We start from the raw sequence: 20319 nt of genomic DNA, 5'->3' as shown, positions 1-20319 counted from the left end.
ATCATGGGCAAAAAGAATAGAGCAGCGATTCTTGCGTTACCGGGGAATCGCTGCTCTGCGTTTTCAGGCTATATGTGGTTGATGACTTTGAGTGATGACTAATGGCTTTATCCGATCGTTTTCGCTTTCTTCCTGCGGCTGAGCAATCTTCTATGGCGCTTCTGTGTGTAGAGAACTTCACCAGCCGCCGAAATCGTCTCCCTGACCTCGCCCAGCACCGCCTTAGTCTCCTGCATGGAGGCCTTCATCCGTCTAACCTGCAGCTTCACGCGATCCGAACGGGATTTCGCCTCATCTACTGTCTCCTGAATATTGGCTTTCACTTCATCCACCGGTTCCTTCAGGCCGTCTACAGACTGCTTCACGCCTTCTAGCGACTGCTTCAATCCGTCGATACTGTTCTTAAATTCCTTAATCGGGTTGCCCATGCGTATCTCCTCCTTTATAAACTGAACATTGGATTAACCAATCCGGCGTAATATGCGACTACGGGGAATGTTTGGACTTCCGGACGCATTCGCTCCTACAGTTCCAAACTTCCCCTCCGTTGCTTTCGCCTTTGGGTGGCGCCTCGTTCAGCTTATATACTTATCCTTTACCTATACTTACCCGGATAAGCGGAGGCGGATTCACCGGATTACAACCAACCGCTTAGCCGCGGATCTCTTCCAGCAGCTCCATAATCGTCGCTTCTTCCACCGGAGTAGAATAGGAACCATCTGCAAAACGCTTCATCGCCCCGATTCCGTCCTGGAAGACGAAGCGGATCCGGCCGCTGCGCACTTTTTTATCTGTGTACATTTTATCCATCAGCATCCGGTTTGTAATGGCGTCCGGAATCTCGGTCGGGAGCCCCGCTCTGCGCAGGAGTGCTGCGACACGTTCAGCCTGTTCTCCAGTCATATACCCCAGCTTCACTCCCAGCTTCGCCTGGATCACCAGACCGACCGCAACGGCTTCCCCATGCAGCAGCGTATAACCACTGACCGCTTCCAGCGCCCTGCCCGCCGTATGACCGAGGTTCAGGATCTGGCGGAGATTACTCTCATGCTCGTCCTGCTCCACTACTTCGTATTTGATCCGGCAGTTGTGCAGCGCAATCTGTTCGCAAGTCTCCGGATCAAGGATTAGTTCTCCGTCCGGCGTAACAATTTTGCCGATATTATTCTCCAGATACTCAAAAAAAAACTTCGCATCAGCCAGACAGGCATGCTTGATCGTTTCCGCCAGGCCGCTTCTGAACTCACGGACAGGGAGCGTTCGCCAGGCTGCGAGTTCAATGTACACTTTGCGCGGCTGATGAAATACACCGATCAGATTGGTGGCGACCGGCGTATTCACGCCTGTTTTGCCGCCAACAGAAGCATCGGCTGCGGCCAGCAGCGTTGTTGCATAGTTCAGGCTCGGCACTCCCCGGCCAAACGTCCCTGCCAGGAAGCCGGCCAGATCTGTTACGGCACCACCACCGACTGCTATGATGCAGCAATCCCTTCCGTAGGAATGGCTCAGCAGCTGATCCTCCAGGAGCGCCTTGGTTTCACGGGTTTTGGATGGCTCCCCGGCCGGAAACGCAAACAGCTCAGCCGCAAAGCCGTTCTGCCGCATCAGCTTGAGCAGGGGCTGGCCATACAGCGGCTCAACCGAAGAATCCGTAATAATTGCGAATTTGCTCACACCCGGCACAAGTCCCTCCTGTAAATCACGGATCAACGACGGGAACAGCCTTTCGCCGATCTCAATTTCGTAAGAGTTGTCGACTAGCTTTTTCAGTTCAACCTGGAAACGTTGGGACATGGCAAAAACTCCTTTTCCACATTTAGTCTATTTTTTGATAGATCCATAGCGCCGTATAATATGCTACACTTGCTTTTGGAACACTGGATTTGCAAGGCCATTGATTCTTATATATTCATTTAATCTGTCAATATAAGGAGAGATACTCGTGGTAAATGTACAAGGCAAATGGGCCCTGATTACAGGGGCAAGTAGAGGCGTCGGTTACCAGACTGCACTTTTTATGGCCGGACAAGGCTGTAATCTTATTCTCCATAGCAGGGAACTAACCCATACGGCAAAAGTGGAACAAGAGGTACGGGCACTCGGTGTTGATGTCTACTGTGTGCAGGCCGAGCTGGCCAATCACGAAGAAGTGGTCGCCATGCTGGATGAAATTGAAGGCAAAGGCACCCCCGTAGATATTGTCTTTAATAATGCGGCTGTACAGATCGCCTACAGAACCGATTACTGGAATACGCCGGTGGAGGATTTTGAGCAGAGCTTCCGGATTAACTTCATTTCCGTCGCAACGATATGTAACCGTTTTATTCCTCAGATGATCGGGCGCGGCTTCGGACGGGTCATCAATACAACCAGCGGCATTAAAAATGAGCCGGAGCAGGCGGGTTATGCAGCCAGCAAAGCGGCGCTAGATAAATTCACCAAAGATTTGGCTTCCCGGCTGGATGGAACCGATGTCATCCTCAGCTTAACGGATCCGGGCTGGTGCCGGACCGATCTCGGCGGCCCGAATGCCACCAGTCCGGTCGAAAGCGTTATTCCGGGAATTGCTGTCGGCGCCTTTGTGGACGACAAGAAAAGCGGACGTTTTCTCCACGCCCAAGCCTTTGCCGGCATGACGCTGGAAGCAGCGGTGGCCCTGGCGGAAACGATGGAAGCAACACCATATACTATTTAAAACAGCATCCGTTTCATCATTCAAAAACAGACCTCTACCGGATATCTACCGGTCAGAGGTCTTTTAAAATATCAGCTGAATAAAGGATGCGTTACCATATCCATGTATTTGATCAGTCCGCTTTTAGCCTGTTCATTCTGCTGCCATACGCCTAAGTTCCAGCCCATGAATCGGAGCCCAAGGTAACGGGAAGCTATAGGGAACAGCTTGGCAAAATGCTGATCCGGAATGTCGCAGCCGAAAAAACCAAGGTACCTGCGGTAATCCTCCGCTTGCTGCAGGGTCCCGCAGCGCATGGGGATGTCCATGAACAGCGAACCATACCGCGCCTCTTCCCAGTCAATGAAATACACTTCATCATTGCCCTTCACCAGAACGTTGCCCGGATTCAGATCATTATGGATCATCGTATAGGTGCTTTCATCATGAATCACAGGTGCCATGTCTTCCACGATCCGTCCGGCAATATCCTCAATCCTGGAGATGATCTCCGTCCCGAACGTTTCAGCAAAGACCGGGTTCTCCTTGGCGCGCTCCCAGGAAGGTCTCCACCATTCATTAATGCTTTTGGCAATGTAGTCTTCATCCACCTTCGGCAGCCAGGGCAGGTCACAAGTACAGCCCAGATTGGCATAATGAATATAAGCCAGCGCCCGCAACTCTTTATCCTGGAGCGCAGCTATATCCAGCGTGCCGTAATCCGTCCGGTAGTCCACGTCCTCAATGCACAGCAGGCTTCGCCCTTCATGCAGCGGCTGGCCGGACAGGCTGAAAGGAACATTGGCAGCCTGTGAGAACAGCCGCGAAAGTGCCGAACGCTCCACAAAAGTAGCCTGTTTCGTAACAAGCGAGACCTCTTCAGCTGCATCCGGGCCCGTCTTTATTCCCGCTCTTCGCTGCAGCCTTACCTTGTTGCGTATCAGCTCAACGGCCCGAGTCCCTGCATGCATCGGTACGCTCTCTACACTAAGCACCTCCGCTTCAGGACAAACGAAGCAATACACGGTATCTTTAATCAAGTCAAACCTTCTGCCATTGCTCATATCCATAAGGCGCTCTTCCTTATTTAAATTGTGCTTACTGCTCCTGCCGGCGGTAGGTATGTTCTGCAAACCTTGCTATAGGTACAAACTGATTTCGTTCGTAAAATCTTTTGGCTCCCGTATTACTGCCCGCTACCCGCAAATAGATATTCCCTCTCTCCGTCCTGCTCCACATCTGATTCACACAGCGGTGCAGGATGGTCCTGCCATACCCGCAATTCTGAAATTCCGGAGCAACGACAAGATCGCGGATATACACTCCATCTGTAATATACGCGCCTAACAAGCTGTCCTGCAGCCAAAAGGAGCGTACCTGTCCAGAAGCTTCAAACCCCTCCAGCATCCGCAAAAACAGTTCAGGCTCGCTCCGGTATCTATCCGTCCTCCAGCCGTTCTCAAGGTTCAGCTGCTCGTAGGCTGTATCAAACAAAGCAATGAACGGCTCCAGCATATCCGGCGTAAAGCCCTGTTCCTGGAGCAAGGAGGCCTCTTCGGCAGGAACAGGCCGGTCATTCACATACTGCAGCTGATAACCTTCCAAATCAGACACAAAGCCTAACTCCCGCACAAATAGAACAATTTCCGTATTGCTTCCATATACATTGAAGCAGATCTCCCGCTGCTCCCTTGCCTGTAAATAAGGGGTAATCGTCTGCTCCATTACTTCCAGCAGCACATCCGGCTCATCACACTTCCTGAATGCCGCGTAGGCAATCACACAGCCTTCATCCTCCGCCACACAGAATACGCCCTGATTGGTGCCAGAATCCCCATAATACAGCACCGAAACGGCCTCTCTTCCAAAAGCGGACCGGACATATTCCACAGCCCCGGTGGAAATCAGCGAAATTAGCTGCAAAATCCGGTTATTACGTTCTTCCATCACTCCGTTTGCCCCTTATCCGTTATTTTCTGATGATCGTCCGGTAGACAAATTTAGGCAGCGCAGCTTGTCTGCGCCAGCGGGATTTCTGGCCTTTGGCAACAGGAGCGAACAGCAGCCGGTGGGCCCACTCAAGATTAAGCTTTTTCCACATCGCAGGAGCAGGCTTCACTTTGCCTGAGATGACATCCAGACTGCCGCCGACACCAAACACCAGCTTAACCCCGGACAGCTCCTGTCTGTGCCTGTGCAGCCACTTATCCGAATAAGGCGCACCCATGGCGAGAATGAGCACATCCGGTTTGCTGCGCTGAATCTCCGCAATAATTCCCGGCTCTTCCTCTGGACTGAAAAATCCATGATGCCTGCCGGCAAGCTTTACCTCCGGATAAGTCCAGGAAATCTTCTCTGCAGCTTGTCTGCTCGTCTGCTCGTCTGTTCCCAGAAAATAAAAACTCCAGCCCCGCTCGTTCCCCTTCTCCAACAGCCGCAGTAAAAGATCATACCCGGTCACCCGTTCAGGGATGGGTTCACCTTTTCTTTTGGCTGCCAGCACAATGCCAATGCCGTCAGGAACCACGAGATCCGCAGAGCGGATAATTTCCTGCAGCAGCTCATCGGACTGGCTGGCGAGCGTTATTTCCGGATTGGCTGTGATCAAATGAAACAGGCCGGAGCGCTCCTTGCGGATCTGCTCAGCCAGATACAGTGTCGTCTCCTCAAGCGTCAGCTTGGAAAACGGCACGCCCAAAATCGAAACAGAATTCCTCATAATCACCTGTCCTCCCAGTCTTCAAGCACATTCCAGCCCACCGCAGGTTCTCCCTGCAGCGGGTACATCGTTCCCGTATAGATCTGCTTGTTATGTATTCCTGTCTCCAGATAATGCTCCATAATAGCTCTAGTTGACGCAGTCATTTCCAGCCCGGCAAGCTTGCTGTTATCTATCCATAGCAGCTCTCCTTCCTCACTTTCCACCAGTCCGTAGTCTGCAGATACACTTCCTATAAACACGTATTGTACACGGATTTCCTGATTCCCCTTGTTCCGGTTAACAATGTATCGAAGCGTCAGTCCCTGGACTGCCCGCTCCGTTAATCCTGTCTCTTCCTCAATCTCTCTTATGCAGGCACGCTTCGGATCATTGTATTCCCCGTCCTCCAGATGCCCTCCGATAGGGACTAGATATCCGCCAAGAAACCGGCTTGCGGACTTTTTTTTGCAGAAATAATAATTCCCCCGCTTCATTAAATAAAAAGGCCACGGCCATTTGTCTGAGCAGCATAATCAATCACTCCAGTCACGGATAAAAACTATGCTATATCCCATATCGCAACAGGAATACACAGGAAAATTATACCATGCTAAATCTGAACAGGTTATGACAAATCATGATATTGCAGGTAATTTAACCCTGGCGGGTGAATAAGTGTAGAAGCTTAATCCATTGGAGGTCATTGAAGAACTGTTCTCCCGCTAAGTCCGCCTTAATATTTCCTTGCGCTGAGATCAATTCGCTTTGGAAATAACATGCAGAAAAATGAACTTTTTGTAATCCCTAACTGAGCTAAAGTGGTATACACTAATCCTTATTAACCGAAGGGCAATGTTCTTCAGATTATCCGAAGACAACCCCGCAGACTGCTGCGGGGTTGTCTTTTTTTATATAGATATTTCGGGGTTATGAAAGGTGGAGGTAAAGATGAGTATGGAGCAGGAACCAAGAACAATTTTCACCAGGGATGAGTTAATCAGTCAATTCAAAAGCTGCGGAGTCAAAGAAGGACAGCACCTGCTTGTGCATACCTCGCTCAGCAAGCTGGGGTTTGTCGTTGGTGGAGCCGAGACTCTTATCCGGGCGCTTCTGGAAATCGTCGGGCCTGAGGGCACCCTAATGATGCCTTCGCAGACGTGGAAGAATCTCGATCCCGCCACCGGTGTGCATTGGGAAGCGCCGGCAGAATGGTGGCCCGTCATCCGGGAGCATTGGCCGGCGTATGACAAAGAGGTGACCCCGGCTATCGGCATGGGCGTTGCCGCCGAAATGCTCCGCAAATGGCCGGGGGCCCGAAGATCGGATCATCCTGCCCGTTCTGTCGCAGCGGTCGGCAAATATGCATCCTACCTTACGGAGAATCACGATCTGAGCAATATTTTTGGCGAGGGCTCTCCCTTGGATAAACTCTACCGCTTGAATGGTTCTGTGCTCCTGGTCGGTGTCGGCCATGACAAGAACACTTCACTGCATTTAGCAGAGACCAGGGCTTCCTTCCCAAGCAAACAAACGGTCTATGAGAGCAGTGCAGTTATGGTAGACGGCAAGCGGGAGTGGATTACCTATCCCACCCAGGCCGTGGACGACAGCGACTTTGTCCGGTTAGGAACCGCATACGAGGAGGAAATGAGGGTTCCGGTTCATCGCATCGGCAACGCTGAGGTCAGGCTGCTGGAACAGCGTCCGCTCGTCGACTGGGCAACAGCCTGGATGGAGCGTCATCGGGCTTAAATCTATGACGGTTCCAAAGAACCTACTTCATACAACGAAGCATCCGTTGCCTGGAGATAAGGTGTCCAGTCCGCTGTGGTGTACAACATTAAACGGTGCATTGCCCGCGTGCATGCTGTGTAAAACAGCTTCCGCTCGCTCTCCCGGTGATACGTCTGCGAAGAAGCATCATAGATGAGCACAGCGTCGAATTCCACTCCCTTGGCAAGATAAGCTGGGATAACCAGTGTCCCTTTTTCAAAGGTAAGGGTCTCCTTCGTAATAAGCCGCAGAGCCCCTGGGCCTTGCGCCGTTAATGCTTCATAAGCCTCACAGCTCTCCGCAGCGGTCTTCGTAATGATGGCGATGGAGTCGTAGCCCTCTGCCTGGAGTGCTGCGACATCTTCAAGGATCCGTTCCGCCCGCGCGGCGCTCCCACCAGTCTGCGTGAGAAACGGCTTACTGCCGAGTCTGTCGAACGGCACGATCTCTTCGCCCGGCAGCATGGATTTCGTGAATTCAACAATTTCCCGTGTTGAGCGGTAGCTCCGGACAAGCCGGATCAGTCTTGTGTCTTCTTCGCCATGCAGCCGGATCAGCGAGGAATCCGCCTCATGCAGATTCGTGGCCTGGGGAAAAATCGCCTGGCCGAAATCGCCCAGCACGGTCATTCGCGCGCGGGGAAACAGCCGTTTGAGATAGGCATATTGGAACGGCGAATAATCCTGGCCTTCATCGACAAACAAATGCCTTACCACTGTGTTCGTCCGTACACCCTCTAAGAGTTCTTTTAAATACAGGAACGGGGTTGCATCCTCATAGAAAAGCTCGCTGCGCTCCAGCTTTTCTTTCGTCTGCCTGCAGATTTCAGTCCAATGATCAGGCACCCCGGCCTCATCCGCCATTGTCCGGTAAGCAGCCTCCTCTCCAAACAACTGGCTATAGAGCCCTATCACATCTATGAACATGAACCGTTTTATTTCCCGTTTCAGCGGTTTGAAATGTTCCTTCACAATCATCCGCTGCAGCAGTTCTTCTTGCTGAAGGCCGAAGTCGAAGACATTTTCTTCTCCCTGCTCTTGTCCGCGAAGGTCTCCATATTGCTCCACATACTCCTGAGTAAAATCAAAGACGACGGTCTCCCGCTGAACCTTCTTGAGCAGGGCGCTGTAAGCTTCGGCATATTGCTCGTTGTCGAGATAATCAAGCTCATCCTGAACCCATGGCTCTTCTTGCTCCTTAAGCTCAAGCGAAGCCAGCTCCCGCAGCAGCCATTCCTGCAGCAGTGCAACTCGGTTAGCCAGTCGGATGGATCTGTCATAGCTGTAAAACTGCAATTTCATCTTCTCTGCAGTAATCAGCTCACGGTCCCGGAAAGAGATACTGCGGAATAACATCCCTTCATTTCCGAGCCACAACGCGTAGTGCTGGAGAGCCTGCAGGAAATCTTCCGAAGCTTTGTACCGCATCCCGCTCATCCGTGCTTCATACCCGGAGGCAGACGCCGGATTCATGGCATATTCGATCTGCTCGAACGGGTCTTCCAGCCGGAACGCCGAGCCCAGCCAGTGAGCAAGATATTCCTGAAAGGTCGTCTGCTGCATGTTTTCCTCACCCAGTTCGGGAAGCACCGTGGATACATAGCTGTTAAACATCGGATTCGGCGAGAAAAGCACGATCTGATCGGCCCGGATCCGCCCGCGGTGCTTATACAGCAAGTAGGCTACCCGCTGCAGAGCAGCAGATGTCTTGCCGCTGCCGGCTGCCCCCTGCACGATGAGCATTCGGCTCGTGTCGTCACGGATAATCGTATTTTGCTCCTTCTGAATCGTCGCCACGATGCTCTTCATTTGTGAGTCTGCACCTTTACCGAGCACCTGTTGAAGCAATTCATCGCCGATCGTAAGGCTCGTATCGAACACATTGTGGAGCTGTGCGCCGCGGATCTGATACTGCCGCTTCAACGTCATCTCGCCCGCAATTGATCCGCCCGGCGTTTCGTAAGCGGCTGCACCGGGAGAGTAATCGTAGTACATGCTTGCAATAGGCGTCCGCCAGTCGTATACCAGAAAGCTCATACCGTCGTCATCGGCAAAAGAGGCTACGCCGATATATATTTGCTCACTGCCGCTGAAGCCATCCTCCCGAAAATCAATCCGTCCGAAATAGGGGGACGGCAGCAGCCGCTGCATGCTTCTGTAGCGCTGCAGCCGCAGCCGGTGACTCCGTTCCCGTTCAGACAGCATCGCCTCCTGCTGCCTGATACTATAGAACGTCTCTTCGAAATCCTCGTGGGTGCTGGTATTGACCGTAACTTCCTCCCAGAACCGCTTGCGGATATCCGCCGCCTGCTCGTGCAGTCCGGTTACCTCCGGCTCCAACCCGCTGATTGCCGCCCGCAGGCTTTCTTCAACCCGTTCCAGCCGTTCCTGTTCCTGCTGCCAATCGTTCGCGTTAACCATTCTCCTCAACACGCTCCTTTTCAGTCTGACCCGGATTTCAAAAAATAGGTTTGACAAATCCTTAATCCGCATGGTAAGATTAAGATGTAAATAAGATGCAATAACTATGAAGTTTTCTAAATAAAAAACCGATACAGATTTAACTATATCATACCGTCTTTTTGTATGCAATTTATTTTATAGACCGAACCCGGCAGAGTCTGCCGGGTTCTTTTTTATTATACAGGACTTGCAGCTGCTTCCCGATTGAACAGCAGGCCACTTCCCGTTATGATATCAGTATCATGGCTTAAGCAGGAGGTTTCATAGGAATGGCAGTATTCATGAATGAACAAATAAGAGCATCCGAGGTCGTGCTCACCGGACTAAGAGGCGAGAAGCTCGGGGTTGTCTCCCGTGAGGAGGCGCTGGCGATGGCCCGGTCCCAAGGGGCGGATCTGGTCTGCACCTCGCTGATGAGCAGCCCCCCACCCTGCAGCCTGATGGCCAAAGGCAAAGCAAAGGCAGCCGCGCAAAAGGAAGCCGCTTCGGCACGCAAAGCAGCCCCCGGCCAGGCAGCCGGAAAGAGCGGGAGCAAGGAGAAGGTCAAGGAGCTGCGCTTCACTGCCCATATCGAGGAGCATGATTACGAGACGAAGCTGCGCCAGGCGGACAAGCATCTGCGCTCCGGCAAGCCGGTGCAGCTGGTTGTGCAGGCCTCCGGCGCCAAGGAGGCAGCTGCGGCCAAGGCTGTACTTGAGCGACTGGTCACCGACCTGAAGGAAGCCGGAGTCAAGGAAACCGGCCTCCAGACCGGCGGCAAAGGCTCGAAGGTGAAGTTAAATCCGCGCTGATCAGCGGGTATAGATGGCAAAAGGAGCTTCCCGTGCGGGGAAGCTCCTTTTTGTGTAGAACAACTATATAATTGTTAGATCTGGCGGGATTCTGTAGATCACAGTTGAACTCCGACTCTTTCTTAGAACTACAACGGCAAGACCGGAAAAGTCCTAAGACTGCCCCTTCTCCGCGAGCTGCTCCTGGGCAAGGCGGATCATTTCGCGGACCATGGAGCCGCCGATTTTACCGCCGATATGGCCGGCAGATTCCGTAGTCAGACCGCCATTATTACCCGGCTGAAGGGGGATGCCCAGCTCTTTGGCGACTTCATATTTCACATCGTCCGGGTGGTTCGGATCAACGGTGTACCCTTCGCGCCTCATTACATCCGCTTTGAAGGTCTGCATTCCCTGTGCTGCTCCCGGTACTGCATATTTCCGGTTTCTTCTTGCCATCCAGATCACTCCCTTGGTGTCTTTCCTTTACTTTTCCCCAAGGTCCCTTGTTTCATCCGCAAACAGTCTTCCCGCATAGTCGGCAATCAGCTCACGCATAGCAAGTATAGAGATCCAGTGCTCCGGGATTCCGCTCAATCCGTAAAAAGCTCCGGCAATCTGGCCGTAGACCGCCCCGGTCGTATCGGCGTCATTGCCCAGATTGACTGCGAGCAGCGCGCCTTCGGCGAAGCTGTCGGAGTTATGAAACGCCCACAGCGCCGCTTCCAGCGATTCCACCACGTACCCGGAGCCTTGGATTTCAGGCGGCTCCTTTAGCTTGTAAGAACCATTCATTATGCCCAGAATATGCGGTGTCAGCTGATCCTCCTGCAGCCAGCCGCCGAAGGCCTCCGGAGCCAGCATCTCCTGTTTGCTCCACCCGTGCAGTCCGGCAAGAATATAAGCAGCCAGCAGGCGGCAGGCGCTGACACATTCCGCTGCGGCATGTGTTGTTCTGGAGCTGTCGGCCGCATATCGTATGGCATCGGCCGGATGAGCAGCGTAATACATGACGACAGGAGCCAGCCGCATAATCGAGCCATTCCCCGCAGCGAACGGATCGGCCGAACCGCTGTAGGCCTCTCCGCTCGCTTCATAATGAAGCAGCGCTGCCCGCGTAGCATTGCCGATGTCAAAGCATTCCCCGGTGCTGCTCAGATGCCCCTCACGGAACCATTTCAAATAACGCTGCATCTGGTCAGCAGCGTCAAAGCCCTGCTTCGAGAGCAGGCTCTCCGCCAGGCAGAGCGCCATGGATGTGTCATCTGTCCACTGCCCCGGCTGCAAGCCGAAGACGCCGCCCCCTATGATATCCTCCAGCGGTGCAAAGGTGCCTGGAGCCTTGAATTCGGCCGTAGTTCCTAGCGCATCTCCAACCGCCAGCCCATGCAGACACCCCTGATAACGATCGGCATTCAATGTCATACCTGCATCCTCCTTATACACAGCGGCCCCCAGAGCTATAAACAACATTCTCTGGGGGCTGCCGGTTTCTTCAGAAGCATTTACTTATTGTTCGCCAGGATATTTAAGTCCCCACTGTGCCCGGACCTGATCCAGCAGCTTCAGAATCGCTACGGATTCATCCAGCGTCATGACCGGACTTTCCGTCAGACCGGCCTGCAGACAGCGGCCTACTTCCTCCGCCTCAAACGAATAGCCGACAGAAGCACGATCATCCTCAAAGGTCTCCGCCAGTTCACCGCCGATATACAGCTCGGCCGCCCGCGGATTCACCAGTGTGCCTTTCACAATAATATGGCCCTCGGTTCCGAATACGTGAGCTTCCTCCAGCAGCTTGAGCCGGATTCCCCCGTTAAGCATAGCGCTTTTTCCGCCGCCATAGGACAACAGCAGTGAGAAGTGCTCATCCACCCCGGTCTCACCGATATGTACCGTACTGGATACGGACTCAGGATGAGGCCCTAAAACCATGGAAGCGAAGGAAATCGGATAGATCCCGACATCCAGCAGCGCTCCGCCGCCCAGCGCCGGATTCAGCAGACGGCCTTCCGGATTCCAGTCTGCGCGGAAGCCCAGGTCTGCCTGAACCAGACGGACGTCCCCAATCTTACCAGCAGCAATCCACTCTCTGACTTTGACGTTAGCCGGGATATAGCGGCTCCACATGGCCTCCATCAGGAACAGCTTATGCTCGCGGGCATAGGCCACGACTTCCTCCAGTTCCCCGCTGTTCACCGTAAACGGCTTCTCACACAGTACAGCCTTGCCGGCGCGCAGGGCCAGCAGTGCGTTCTCTTTATGGAACGGATGCGGAGTCCCGATATAGATGGCATCCACCTCCGGGTCGTTCACCAGTTCTTCGTAAGTAGCATAGGCGACGGGAATACCGTGATTCTTGGCGAATTCATCCGCGCTTTCCTGGGTGCGTGATCCGACAGCGTAAGCAATACCGTTACTGGCATGGGCCAGATCCGTTGCGAACTGGTGGGCAATCCAGCCGGTGCTGAGAATTCCCCATTTCACCTTGTAAGCGTTATCCATTGGCATCAAAGTCTCCTCCTGCAATAGTTTCAGTCTATTTGATTCTATCAAACTGTGCTTCTTGTGTAAAAGAATCGCCGCTAAGCTTAGACCATAGCCAGTAGCGCAAACACGCTTATTACAGAAAATCCAACCGTCACCAGCAGCGTTGCGGCGTTCCAGATCTGGTGGTTCAGCGCGAGATTCTCAATATAGCTGCGGAGAAACAGCCTTCGCAGCAGCAGCTGAAGCAGCCGGATGAACCCAAAGCTGAGCCAGCCGAATAAACTTACTAATAGGACCTCGTAGCTCCCTTTGTCCACAAACCGGTCCGCCACCTCACCATTGTAATGAATAGGTACAAAATCGGGCATCTGCCGGTAGAGATACATATATAGCAATACAGGAATGATGGCAGCGATACTGCTTAGGGTGAGCGTTATTTTATTTTTGAACATCAGCTGCAGCCCCTTCTGTCTGAAGCAGCAGAATACGGTCCTTGAATCCGCCGCGGCGCTCTGCCTTCTCAGCACGGATCCTCTCCAGCACCTCACTGTCTCCGCCATGGATTACAGCTAATGCCCGGATGACCTCAAGCATATCTGCCAGCTCCTCGAGGGCATGCCCGTCCTCCTCTTCCCGGAAGTATTCCTCTGCTTCCTCGCGCAGCTTCGCACGCAGTGCCTCTATGTATTCCTCAGTGTCCAGTATTCTGGTGGCACAGGTCTTCCCCTGCGATGCAATCAGCGCCGGAATGCCATCTCTTACAAGCTTGAAATACTCGGTCAAAATCAATCAGCCGCCTTTCATTCTATAATCGGCTACCCTTCAGCCAAGCTCCTTCCTCAGGCGCTCCACAAAAGGAATATCCGCCGGGGCAAATTCGTATTCTACCAGCTCGTCCCGTTTCACCCATATGCAGGCATCATGATCACTCATCGCAATCTCCCCGCCCAGATACTCTGCCTTCCAGGCTATCAGCGTAATCTGTACGCTGCCATAATCATGCTCATGGCGTCCAAATGCTTCATAAGGCCGGATGGCGATCCTCATTTCCTCCATTAACTCTCTGCGCAGACACTGCACGGCATCTTCGCCGGCTTCCAGCTTGCCGCCGGGGAATTCCCACAGCCCTGCCTGCGCTTTGCCTGGTTTCCGCCGGGCGATCAGCAGCTGTCCTTCTTTATTATGGATAATCGCCGCCGCTACTTCAATCCTCATTTTTTGCTCCTCCGGACCGGCACTCAACATTTACGAGAGATGCCATATTGTGGTTTTATATGGTAAAATATGAATTGCATACTAATTAACTGTTCACTGGCTTCATGGAGTAAATGTATCTTTCGGGGAGGCTAAACGTGAAATCTATTTTCAGGCCGGATGACAGGAATGAGGATCAAAGAGCGAACCCGTCGCTTAGTCTGCGCATCAATATATTTTTCTTCGGTACTTTTATTATATTCTGTATTATTATTGTCCGTCTTGCCATTGTACAGTTTGTTCAGGGGCCCACGCTCACCGAGGTCGAAACGAGCCGGGATACCAAAAACGTACCGCTTGCTTCGATACGCGGAAGTATTCTTGCAAAGGGCGGAGAAAAGCTGGCCTATTCCACCTCGGTGCAAACGCTTTATTTCTCCTTAACCAGTGACTATACGGAAACCGTTACGGACAAAAAAACCAAATTAACCTCACGGTCCCCCGAAGCTACCGCCAAAGCTAATCAGCTTGCCGCCAACCTCGCTGCCGATTTCGCCAAATACGGGGCCAAAGTACCGGAAGATGAAGTGATTACAAAGGATGCCGTGCTGAAAGCCATGGACCTTGACTCCAAAGTCTATTCGGGTTTCATGCTGCGGCCGATCAAACGCGGTCTGATTAAAGAGGAAATCGCCTACTTCATGGAGCATAAGGACAAGTATCCGAATCTCACCGTCAGCGAGGAGGATGAACGTCACTATGATCCGGACACAGTAGCTGTACAGACGGTCGGATATATCAAGCCATTCAAGAAATCCAAAGAGAGCCTTGATATCTATCTGAACATTCAGGCTGCTATGCGAAAGGACGCTGACCCCGGTCTGGCCTACAGGGATGATGAATTCGTCGGTTTCGACGGCCTTGAGCTGCAGTATCAGCGGGAGCTGCGCGGGCGCAACGGCTACCTGACCGTAGGCGTTAATGCCAAGAATATGGCCGAGGGTATTGAAGCCATTGTACCTCCTGTTAAAGGCAATGATGTATGGACCACCATCGATAAGAACATTCAGCTGAAGACGGAGCAGGCGATTCGGGATCAGATTAAATGGGTCCACAGCAATCCTGTGCAGGGAAAGGTTCACCCTGATGCCAAAACCGGGTATGCCGTTGCCATGGAAGTCGATACCGGCAATATTGTGGCAATGGCCAGCATGGAGGATTATGACACCAATATATGGACTTCAGGCACTCTGCCAACAGAGGTATATAACGAGATTCAACTGAATTATCAGAACGGTACCGTCACACCCATTTCCTCCGGACGTTCCGGGCACAATTTCGATTCCGCTGTATTCCTCGGGTCAGTGATCAAGCCGCTGACCGTATTGATCGGTCTGAACGAAGGGTTCATTACCACACATACAACCTATACCGACAAAGGCAGCACAACCTTCGGCCGAGCCGGTTATGAAACTACCGTCCGCAACGCAGGCGGCCATGCCTACGGATACTTCAAATCTCCGGCCATGGCCATTGAGAAATCCTCCAACGTCTTCATGATCGATATGGTCGGCAAAAAACTCTATGAGAAGTACGGCTCTGAAGGAGTCAATGTCTGGGATAAATACATGAGGGAGTTCGGGCTGGGTGAGCGGCCGGGCAGCGGACTGCCGAATGAGCATAAAGGCCTTATCAACTATGTTAAAGAGGCAAAAAGCGGTAGCGCCCAGTCCGCGCTGGTCTTTGCATCATTCGGGCAGCAAGGCCGTTACACGGCGCTGCAGCTGGCCCAGTATGCCTCTACTCTGGCGAACCAGGGAGTCCGGATCAAGCCACAGCTTGTCAGCAAAGTCACAGATCAGTCCGGAAATACCGTCAAGACCTTCAGCAGAGAAGTGCTGAACGAAGTGAAGTTCGACAAAGCGTACTGGCGTGAAGTCATCAAGGGTATGAACACCTCTGTGAGTGCATTTGAGGATTTCCCTTATGATTTTGCACGTAAAACCGGTACTTCCCAGCAGCAATATACGGTTAAAAAGAACAGTTACCTGGCCGACAACGGCGTGTTTATCGCCTTCGCCCCGCGCGAGAATCCCAAGCTGGCCGTCGCCGTCGTTATCCCCGAAGGGGGATTCGGTTCCAACAGCGCCGCGCCCGTTGCCCGCAAAATTTTTGACGCTTATGATTGGGAATACGGGCTGGACGGAACACCGAAGAAGAATATCCCGCCTGTGAAGGATAAAGCTGAGCAGACTGCCGGTGATGGGGCGGCTGTAGAATCGACGCATTAGCCGGTTTCCGTATATACTCTCTTGAGACTAGGCTTAGCTTTCGTAAATTTCAAAAGGTGTTAATAGCGTGCGCTGAGCGAAATTCTGCGAATTCAAATTCAATAGATTTTGAACCGCACATTTCGCTCCTCAGCTCTCTTTCGTTGATTTGGAGAAAGGTTTTTCTCCAAAAACCTCAAGCTTACGCACGCTTATACAAGAACAAAAACAAGCTCATTCCATAGACGGAATGAGCTTGTTTTGCTGATAATAGCGAATATATGGTGGGTAAATACTCTTTTTATGATACTTGGCCTGCCAACTATATTACTTGCTTAGCACAAGCTCCAGACGCACTTCAAGATCATTCTCAGTATCCAGCACGATCGAGTGCGGGTTCTTCATGCCAAAGTCTGCAAAGGTCACGGTTGTCGTCCCCGACAGCATGAGCTGTCCACCGCTGTACACCGCCTGCGAATCGAAGGTAACCTCTTTCTCAATTCCTTTTACGGTAAGCGTACCTGTCATCTGAACCGGCACCGCAGTACCCTCCGTCCATTCTGCCGGCAGCTCAGAGAAGGAGCTCACCGTAAATGTCGACTGCGGGAACTCTTCTACGCTTAGGAAATCCGCGCTTTTTACGTGCTCGTCCCGTTTTCCTTCTCCGGAATCCAGCGCGCTCATCTCAATCGAACCTTCGCCAGTCATAGAGGCTGTGTCATCCAGATTGACATTCCATGTCCCTTGAACGGAGGCATTTACGAAGTTGACCGTTTCTTTGGAGGTCGTAACCGACCAGTATACTTTCGAAGTGTCGGCAATACTCCAGGCACCATTTAATTGTTCTGCTGTAACTGCAGCGCCTGTTGCCGCCGCCGCATTCGCTACCGCCGTTCCAGAGTTATTCGTTCCCTGTTCCTGTGCAGGAATGACGGACTCGATTTCCACGTTATTGCCCAAGCTGTTGTTCAGTAACGTAAATGCTGTGATTGCCCCCACGATTACAACACCTGTGGCTGCCAACACCCATGTTTTCTTCTTCATCCTGATTCCCTCCATCTAGAAATTTTTCTCTGCCTTGTCCGGCTAGCTCCCATTCTAACAAAGCAATATGTCGGGAATAAGTCAAAGCGCCGCCCGGTGTTCTGTGGTAAAATGTCCGCTAAAGGAGGCTTGTTTCTCATGAAATCCATTCTGATTGTTGAAGATGAGGCAGCAATTGCCCGTGTGCTGGGTGCCTATCTGAAAAAAGCCGGCTTCCAGGTTACCCATGCCGCCGACGGCATAGCCGCACTTGAAGTGTTCGAGGCATCGCCTCCTTCTCTTATATTGCTCGACATTATGCTGCCGAACATGGACGGCTTTGAACTGCTGGGCCAGATCCGCAAAATCAGCAGCTGCCCCGTCATCATGCTCACCGCTCGGGATGGCATTAAAGACCGGCTGGCCGGACTCGACGGCGGTGCCGATGACTATATGTCCAAGCCGTTCATCCCCGAAGAGGTCGTCGCCCGGGTGAACGCCGTGCTGCGCCGTCCTTCCCAGTGGTCGGATGGAAGCGGCAAACGCCATTTCGGCAGCCTGTTTGTCGATTTCAGCGCCCGCAGCGTCTTCCTGAATAACGCCGAGGTCAGTCTGAGCCCGCGTGACATGTCAGTCCTGTTGTTCCTCGCGGAACGCCCGAACCAGATCTGCACCCGAGACCAGCTGATCGAGCAGGTGTGGGAAATGGACTATGAGGGCAGTGACCGGGCTGTCGACCTGTCGATCAAGAGGCTGCGCCAGGCCCTCTCACACTGGCCGGCGGAAGAAGGGGAGATCCGCACCCTGCGCGGGACGGGGTACCAGTTATGGACCGTATGAAGCAGCCGCCAAGGCGTACCTCCATCCTCTCCTACTGGACGCTCCGCTATCTTATTATTATCAGCATCGGGCTTCTGCTCACCGCACTGGTGACCTTCTGGTGGATTCAGCAGGAAGCGATGAACAACCGCATGCAGACCACCGCCCTGCTCGCCCAGGAAATTGCTGACCGCAGCGTCAGCAGCGATGGAAATATGCAGATCAGTCCAACCTTGGCTAAACTGGTCGAAGACCGCAAACGCTTCTTCAAATTAACGCTGGAAATGTGCGTGATTATTACAGACCCGGAGGGTAAGCTGCTCTTCTCTGAGCCGTCCTTGACCCAGGAAGAGATGAACCACAAGCTTAATGACACGCTGTCCGACTCGCGCAGTCCGGAATTCAAGGCTGCGGTGGCCCAAATTCAACATGGCGGTGAAACCCTGGGGCAGGTAATCGTACTCCAGTCCAAACGTTCACTGCGCCATATTCCCCGGGAGGAGATTACGTTCTTCTCCATTCTGATTCTGTTCCTGATCATCCTGAGCTGGCTGACCATCTACCTCTTGTCGAGCAAGCTGGCAAAGCCGATTCAGCGGGTAGCTGCCGCAGCGGCACAGATTAGCAGCGGGGAGTACAATATCATTCTGGACACAGGGGCCAAGGAGCGGGAAATCCATGAGCTGCTGCTCTCCTTTCAGGAGATGTCGGGCAAGCTGCAGCAGTTCGAGCAGTCCCGGGCGGTTATGCTGGCCGGGGTTTCCCATGAGCTGAAAACACCGGTCACCTCGATCAAAGGACTGGTTCATGCCGTCCGTGAGGGTGTCGTTGAAGGCGAAGAAGCCGAAGAATTCCTCGACATCGCCCTGCAGGAAGCGGGCCGGCTGCAGCGCATGGTGGCCGATCTGCTGGATTACAATGCCCTGACCGCAGGCATCGTGGCCGTCCGGCATGACCGGCTGGATGCCGCTCCGCTGCTGGCGGAGATCGTCTACCAATGGAAGCTTACGCAGTGTGAATCGGTCAATGAACCGGTGCTTCAGCTGCCGGAGAAGCCGCTCTATGTGCGGGGAGACCCCCTGCGCATCCAGCAGATCATCGTGAATCTGCTGAACAACAGTGTGCAGGCTACACTGCCTGGACAAAATCTCCAGCTAATCATCAGTCTGACCGCCATTCCGCAAGGATATGCTGAAATTACCGTCACCGATAACGGGCCGGGCATCCCTTCGGACATCAGCGGCAGAATTTTCGAAGCGTTCTTCCGCAGCAGCGACAAGCAGAGCACACTTCGCGGGCTGGGGCTGGGCCTGACCTTCAGCCGCCTGCTGGCTGAGGCGATGGGCGGAAGCCTGGTGCTGGGGAGCAGTCTTGCCCAAGGCTCCACCTTCGAGCTGATTTTGCCGCTCTACGCTTAATACAGTGACGAGGCGGCAGCTGTAGTACCGCGGGCCGTCAACGTGGTATAATCACTTGCACCGACATAACAATAACCTTAGAAGAACCGTGAACCGGAGGCTGTATATGCTTACTTTTGAACAGAAATTAGCGATATTTGATTCCTATCCGGAGCTTGAGCGGAGGAATGTCTCGCTTGGCCGGGTGAACTATCATTACGAAGGCAGCCGGCATGACAAAAAAACCGTTGCTTCCCATCTGCATCCTAACGGCAACGGCTTTGTATACGCAGGGCTGCTGCGGGGCTATGAAACGGATAACAAGGGTCTTGTAAATATCCGCGATTATTCCGAAGCCGGACTGCGGGAGCTGATTGAGGCATCCATTGCCTCTTTGACTATGTACATTCCGGAAGCTCCTGCGCCAAGTAAGCGCAAGAAGAAACCGGCGGCAGATTCGGCTGAGACCCTTTGGGTGAATGAGGACGGCAACAGCCTTAGCCTGAGATTCGAAGAAGACTTGTGGTATCTCTATGCCGGACTCCAGCTGGAAATGGCCTTCGAAACCCTCGAAGAAGCCCACGAGTATCTGGCGGAAGAAGGCTTCCGTCCCGCCGTGTAATAAAATGTCTTCTCAAATGATTTTCTACAGCATTAAAACAAGCCTGAAAGCCCGCAATCTTCAATGTGGGCTTTCAGGCTTTCTTTATGATTCATAGATTATGAATTTTATTATTGTATTTTAT

Annotated in this window: 21 protein-coding genes; 7 read left to right on the top strand and 14 right to left on the bottom strand. The window is 52.7% G+C overall.

Going from position 1 to position 20319, the window contains the following annotated elements:
- Window positions 1-107: 107 nt before the first annotated feature.
- Window positions 108-428, bottom strand: a complete 321-nt coding sequence (locus L6H70_RS20415) for a DUF6468 domain-containing protein (RefSeq protein WP_236335939.1) — start codon at window positions 426-428, stop codon at window positions 108-110.
- Between the two features lie 223 nt (window positions 429-651).
- Window positions 652-1794 carry a 3-dehydroquinate synthase gene (gene aroB / locus L6H70_RS20410; RefSeq protein ID WP_236335938.1) on the bottom strand — a complete coding sequence of 381 codons (1143 nt, stop codon included), beginning with the start codon at window positions 1792-1794 and terminating at the stop codon, window positions 652-654.
- 148 nt (window positions 1795-1942) lie between these two features.
- Here aroB and L6H70_RS20405 point away from each other — a divergent pair, with 148 nt between their 5' ends.
- Entirely contained in the window at window positions 1943-2695 is a 753-nt protein-coding gene (locus tag L6H70_RS20405; RefSeq protein ID WP_236335937.1) for an SDR family NAD(P)-dependent oxidoreductase, read from the top strand.
- A gap of 71 nt (window positions 2696-2766) precedes the next feature.
- Here L6H70_RS20405 and L6H70_RS20400 read toward each other — a convergent pair whose 3' ends face one another.
- The 4 genes from L6H70_RS20400 to L6H70_RS20385 are packed head-to-tail and all read right to left on the bottom strand — an operon-like array spanning window position 2767 to window position 5869.
- Window positions 2767-3744 (bottom strand): phosphotransferase family protein, encoded by a 978-nt coding sequence (locus L6H70_RS20400; RefSeq protein ID WP_236335936.1) that lies wholly within the window; start codon window positions 3742-3744, stop codon window positions 2767-2769.
- A gap of 28 nt (window positions 3745-3772) precedes the next feature.
- Window positions 3773-4621: a GNAT family N-acetyltransferase gene (locus L6H70_RS20395; RefSeq protein ID WP_236335935.1), complete on the bottom strand. Its 849-nt coding sequence runs from the start codon at window positions 4619-4621 to the stop codon at window positions 3773-3775.
- 22 nt (window positions 4622-4643) lie between these two features.
- On the bottom strand, window positions 4644-5393 hold the full coding sequence (locus L6H70_RS20390; protein ID WP_236335934.1) for a WecB/TagA/CpsF family glycosyltransferase: 750 nt from the start codon (window positions 5391-5393) through the stop codon (window positions 4644-4646).
- Window positions 5394-5395: 2 nt separating this feature from the next.
- Entirely contained in the window at window positions 5396-5869 is a 474-nt protein-coding gene (locus L6H70_RS20385) for an NUDIX domain-containing protein (protein ID WP_236335932.1), read from the bottom strand.
- A gap of 454 nt (window positions 5870-6323) precedes the next feature.
- Between L6H70_RS20385 and L6H70_RS20380 the strand changes: the two genes are divergently transcribed.
- On the top strand, window positions 6324-7127 hold the full coding sequence (locus tag L6H70_RS20380; RefSeq protein ID WP_236335931.1) for an AAC(3) family N-acetyltransferase: 804 nt from the start codon (window positions 6324-6326) through the stop codon (window positions 7125-7127).
- A 2-nt stretch (window positions 7128-7129) separates the two neighbouring features.
- Here the strand turns inward: L6H70_RS20380 and helD are convergent, their stop codons facing one another.
- The gene (gene helD / locus L6H70_RS20375; protein WP_236335930.1) at window positions 7130-9568 is read right to left on the bottom strand and encodes an RNA polymerase recycling motor HelD; all 2439 of its coding nucleotides are present in this window, start codon (window positions 9566-9568) and stop codon (window positions 7130-7132) included.
- A 311-nt stretch (window positions 9569-9879) separates the two neighbouring features.
- Here helD and infC point away from each other — a divergent pair, with 311 nt between their 5' ends.
- Window positions 9880-10401, top strand: a complete 522-nt coding sequence (gene infC / locus L6H70_RS20370; protein ID WP_236335929.1) for a translation initiation factor IF-3 — start codon at window positions 9880-9882, stop codon at window positions 10399-10401.
- 153 nt (window positions 10402-10554) lie between these two features.
- Here the strand turns inward: infC and L6H70_RS20365 are convergent, their stop codons facing one another.
- The 6 genes from L6H70_RS20365 to mutT form a co-directional block, all read right to left on the bottom strand.
- Window positions 10555-10839, bottom strand: a complete 285-nt coding sequence (locus tag L6H70_RS20365; RefSeq protein WP_054941932.1) for an alpha/beta-type small acid-soluble spore protein — start codon at window positions 10837-10839, stop codon at window positions 10555-10557.
- A gap of 27 nt (window positions 10840-10866) precedes the next feature.
- Window positions 10867-11805, bottom strand: a complete 939-nt coding sequence (locus tag L6H70_RS20360; protein ID WP_236335928.1) for an ADP-ribosylglycohydrolase family protein — start codon at window positions 11803-11805, stop codon at window positions 10867-10869.
- An 84-nt stretch (window positions 11806-11889) separates the two neighbouring features.
- Window positions 11890-12891, bottom strand: coding sequence for a Gfo/Idh/MocA family protein (locus tag L6H70_RS20355; RefSeq protein ID WP_423802861.1), 1002 nt, complete (start codon window positions 12889-12891; stop codon window positions 11890-11892).
- A gap of 80 nt (window positions 12892-12971) precedes the next feature.
- Entirely contained in the window at window positions 12972-13322 is a 351-nt protein-coding gene (locus L6H70_RS20350) for a DUF1648 domain-containing protein (protein ID WP_236335927.1), read from the bottom strand.
- The gene (locus tag L6H70_RS20345) at window positions 13309-13653 is read right to left on the bottom strand and encodes a nucleoside triphosphate pyrophosphohydrolase (protein ID WP_236335926.1); all 345 of its coding nucleotides are present in this window, start codon (window positions 13651-13653) and stop codon (window positions 13309-13311) included. The genes L6H70_RS20350 and L6H70_RS20345 overlap by 14 nt, the downstream gene beginning before the upstream one ends.
- 39 nt (window positions 13654-13692) lie before the next feature.
- Window positions 13693-14085 (bottom strand): 8-oxo-dGTP diphosphatase MutT, encoded by a 393-nt coding sequence (gene mutT, locus L6H70_RS20340; protein ID WP_236335925.1) that lies wholly within the window; start codon window positions 14083-14085, stop codon window positions 13693-13695.
- A gap of 137 nt (window positions 14086-14222) precedes the next feature.
- On the opposite strand from mutT, the gene L6H70_RS20335 reads away from it, so the two are divergent.
- Window positions 14223-16355 (top strand): peptidoglycan D,D-transpeptidase FtsI family protein, encoded by a 2133-nt coding sequence (locus L6H70_RS20335; protein ID WP_236335923.1) that lies wholly within the window; start codon window positions 14223-14225, stop codon window positions 16353-16355.
- A gap of 306 nt (window positions 16356-16661) precedes the next feature.
- On the opposite strand, the gene L6H70_RS20330 is transcribed toward L6H70_RS20335, so the two are convergent.
- Window positions 16662-17378, bottom strand: coding sequence for a YceI family protein (locus tag L6H70_RS20330; RefSeq protein ID WP_236335922.1), 717 nt, complete (start codon window positions 17376-17378; stop codon window positions 16662-16664).
- 138 nt (window positions 17379-17516) lie between these two features.
- Here L6H70_RS20330 and L6H70_RS20325 point away from each other — a divergent pair, with 138 nt between their 5' ends.
- From L6H70_RS20325 to L6H70_RS20315, 3 genes are all read left to right on the top strand, one after another.
- On the top strand, window positions 17517-18197 hold the full coding sequence (locus tag L6H70_RS20325) for a response regulator transcription factor (protein WP_054938900.1): 681 nt from the start codon (window positions 17517-17519) through the stop codon (window positions 18195-18197).
- On the top strand, window positions 18185-19594 hold the full coding sequence (locus L6H70_RS20320) for a sensor histidine kinase (RefSeq protein WP_236335921.1): 1410 nt from the start codon (window positions 18185-18187) through the stop codon (window positions 19592-19594). Before L6H70_RS20325 ends, L6H70_RS20320 begins: the two co-directional genes overlap by 13 nt.
- Window positions 19595-19700: 106 nt before the next feature.
- Window positions 19701-20195 (top strand): hypothetical protein, encoded by a 495-nt coding sequence (locus tag L6H70_RS20315; RefSeq protein WP_236335920.1) that lies wholly within the window; start codon window positions 19701-19703, stop codon window positions 20193-20195.
- The last annotated feature ends 124 nt before the right edge of the window (window positions 20196-20319 follow it).

The sequence above is a fragment of the Paenibacillus auburnensis genome, from assembly GCF_927798115.1.
Lineage (GTDB): Bacteria > Bacillota > Bacilli > Paenibacillales > Paenibacillaceae > Paenibacillus_AQ > Paenibacillus_AQ auburnensis.
The sequence above is the reverse complement of the archived record's forward strand: the minus strand, read 5'-3'. Positions and strand labels throughout refer to the sequence as shown.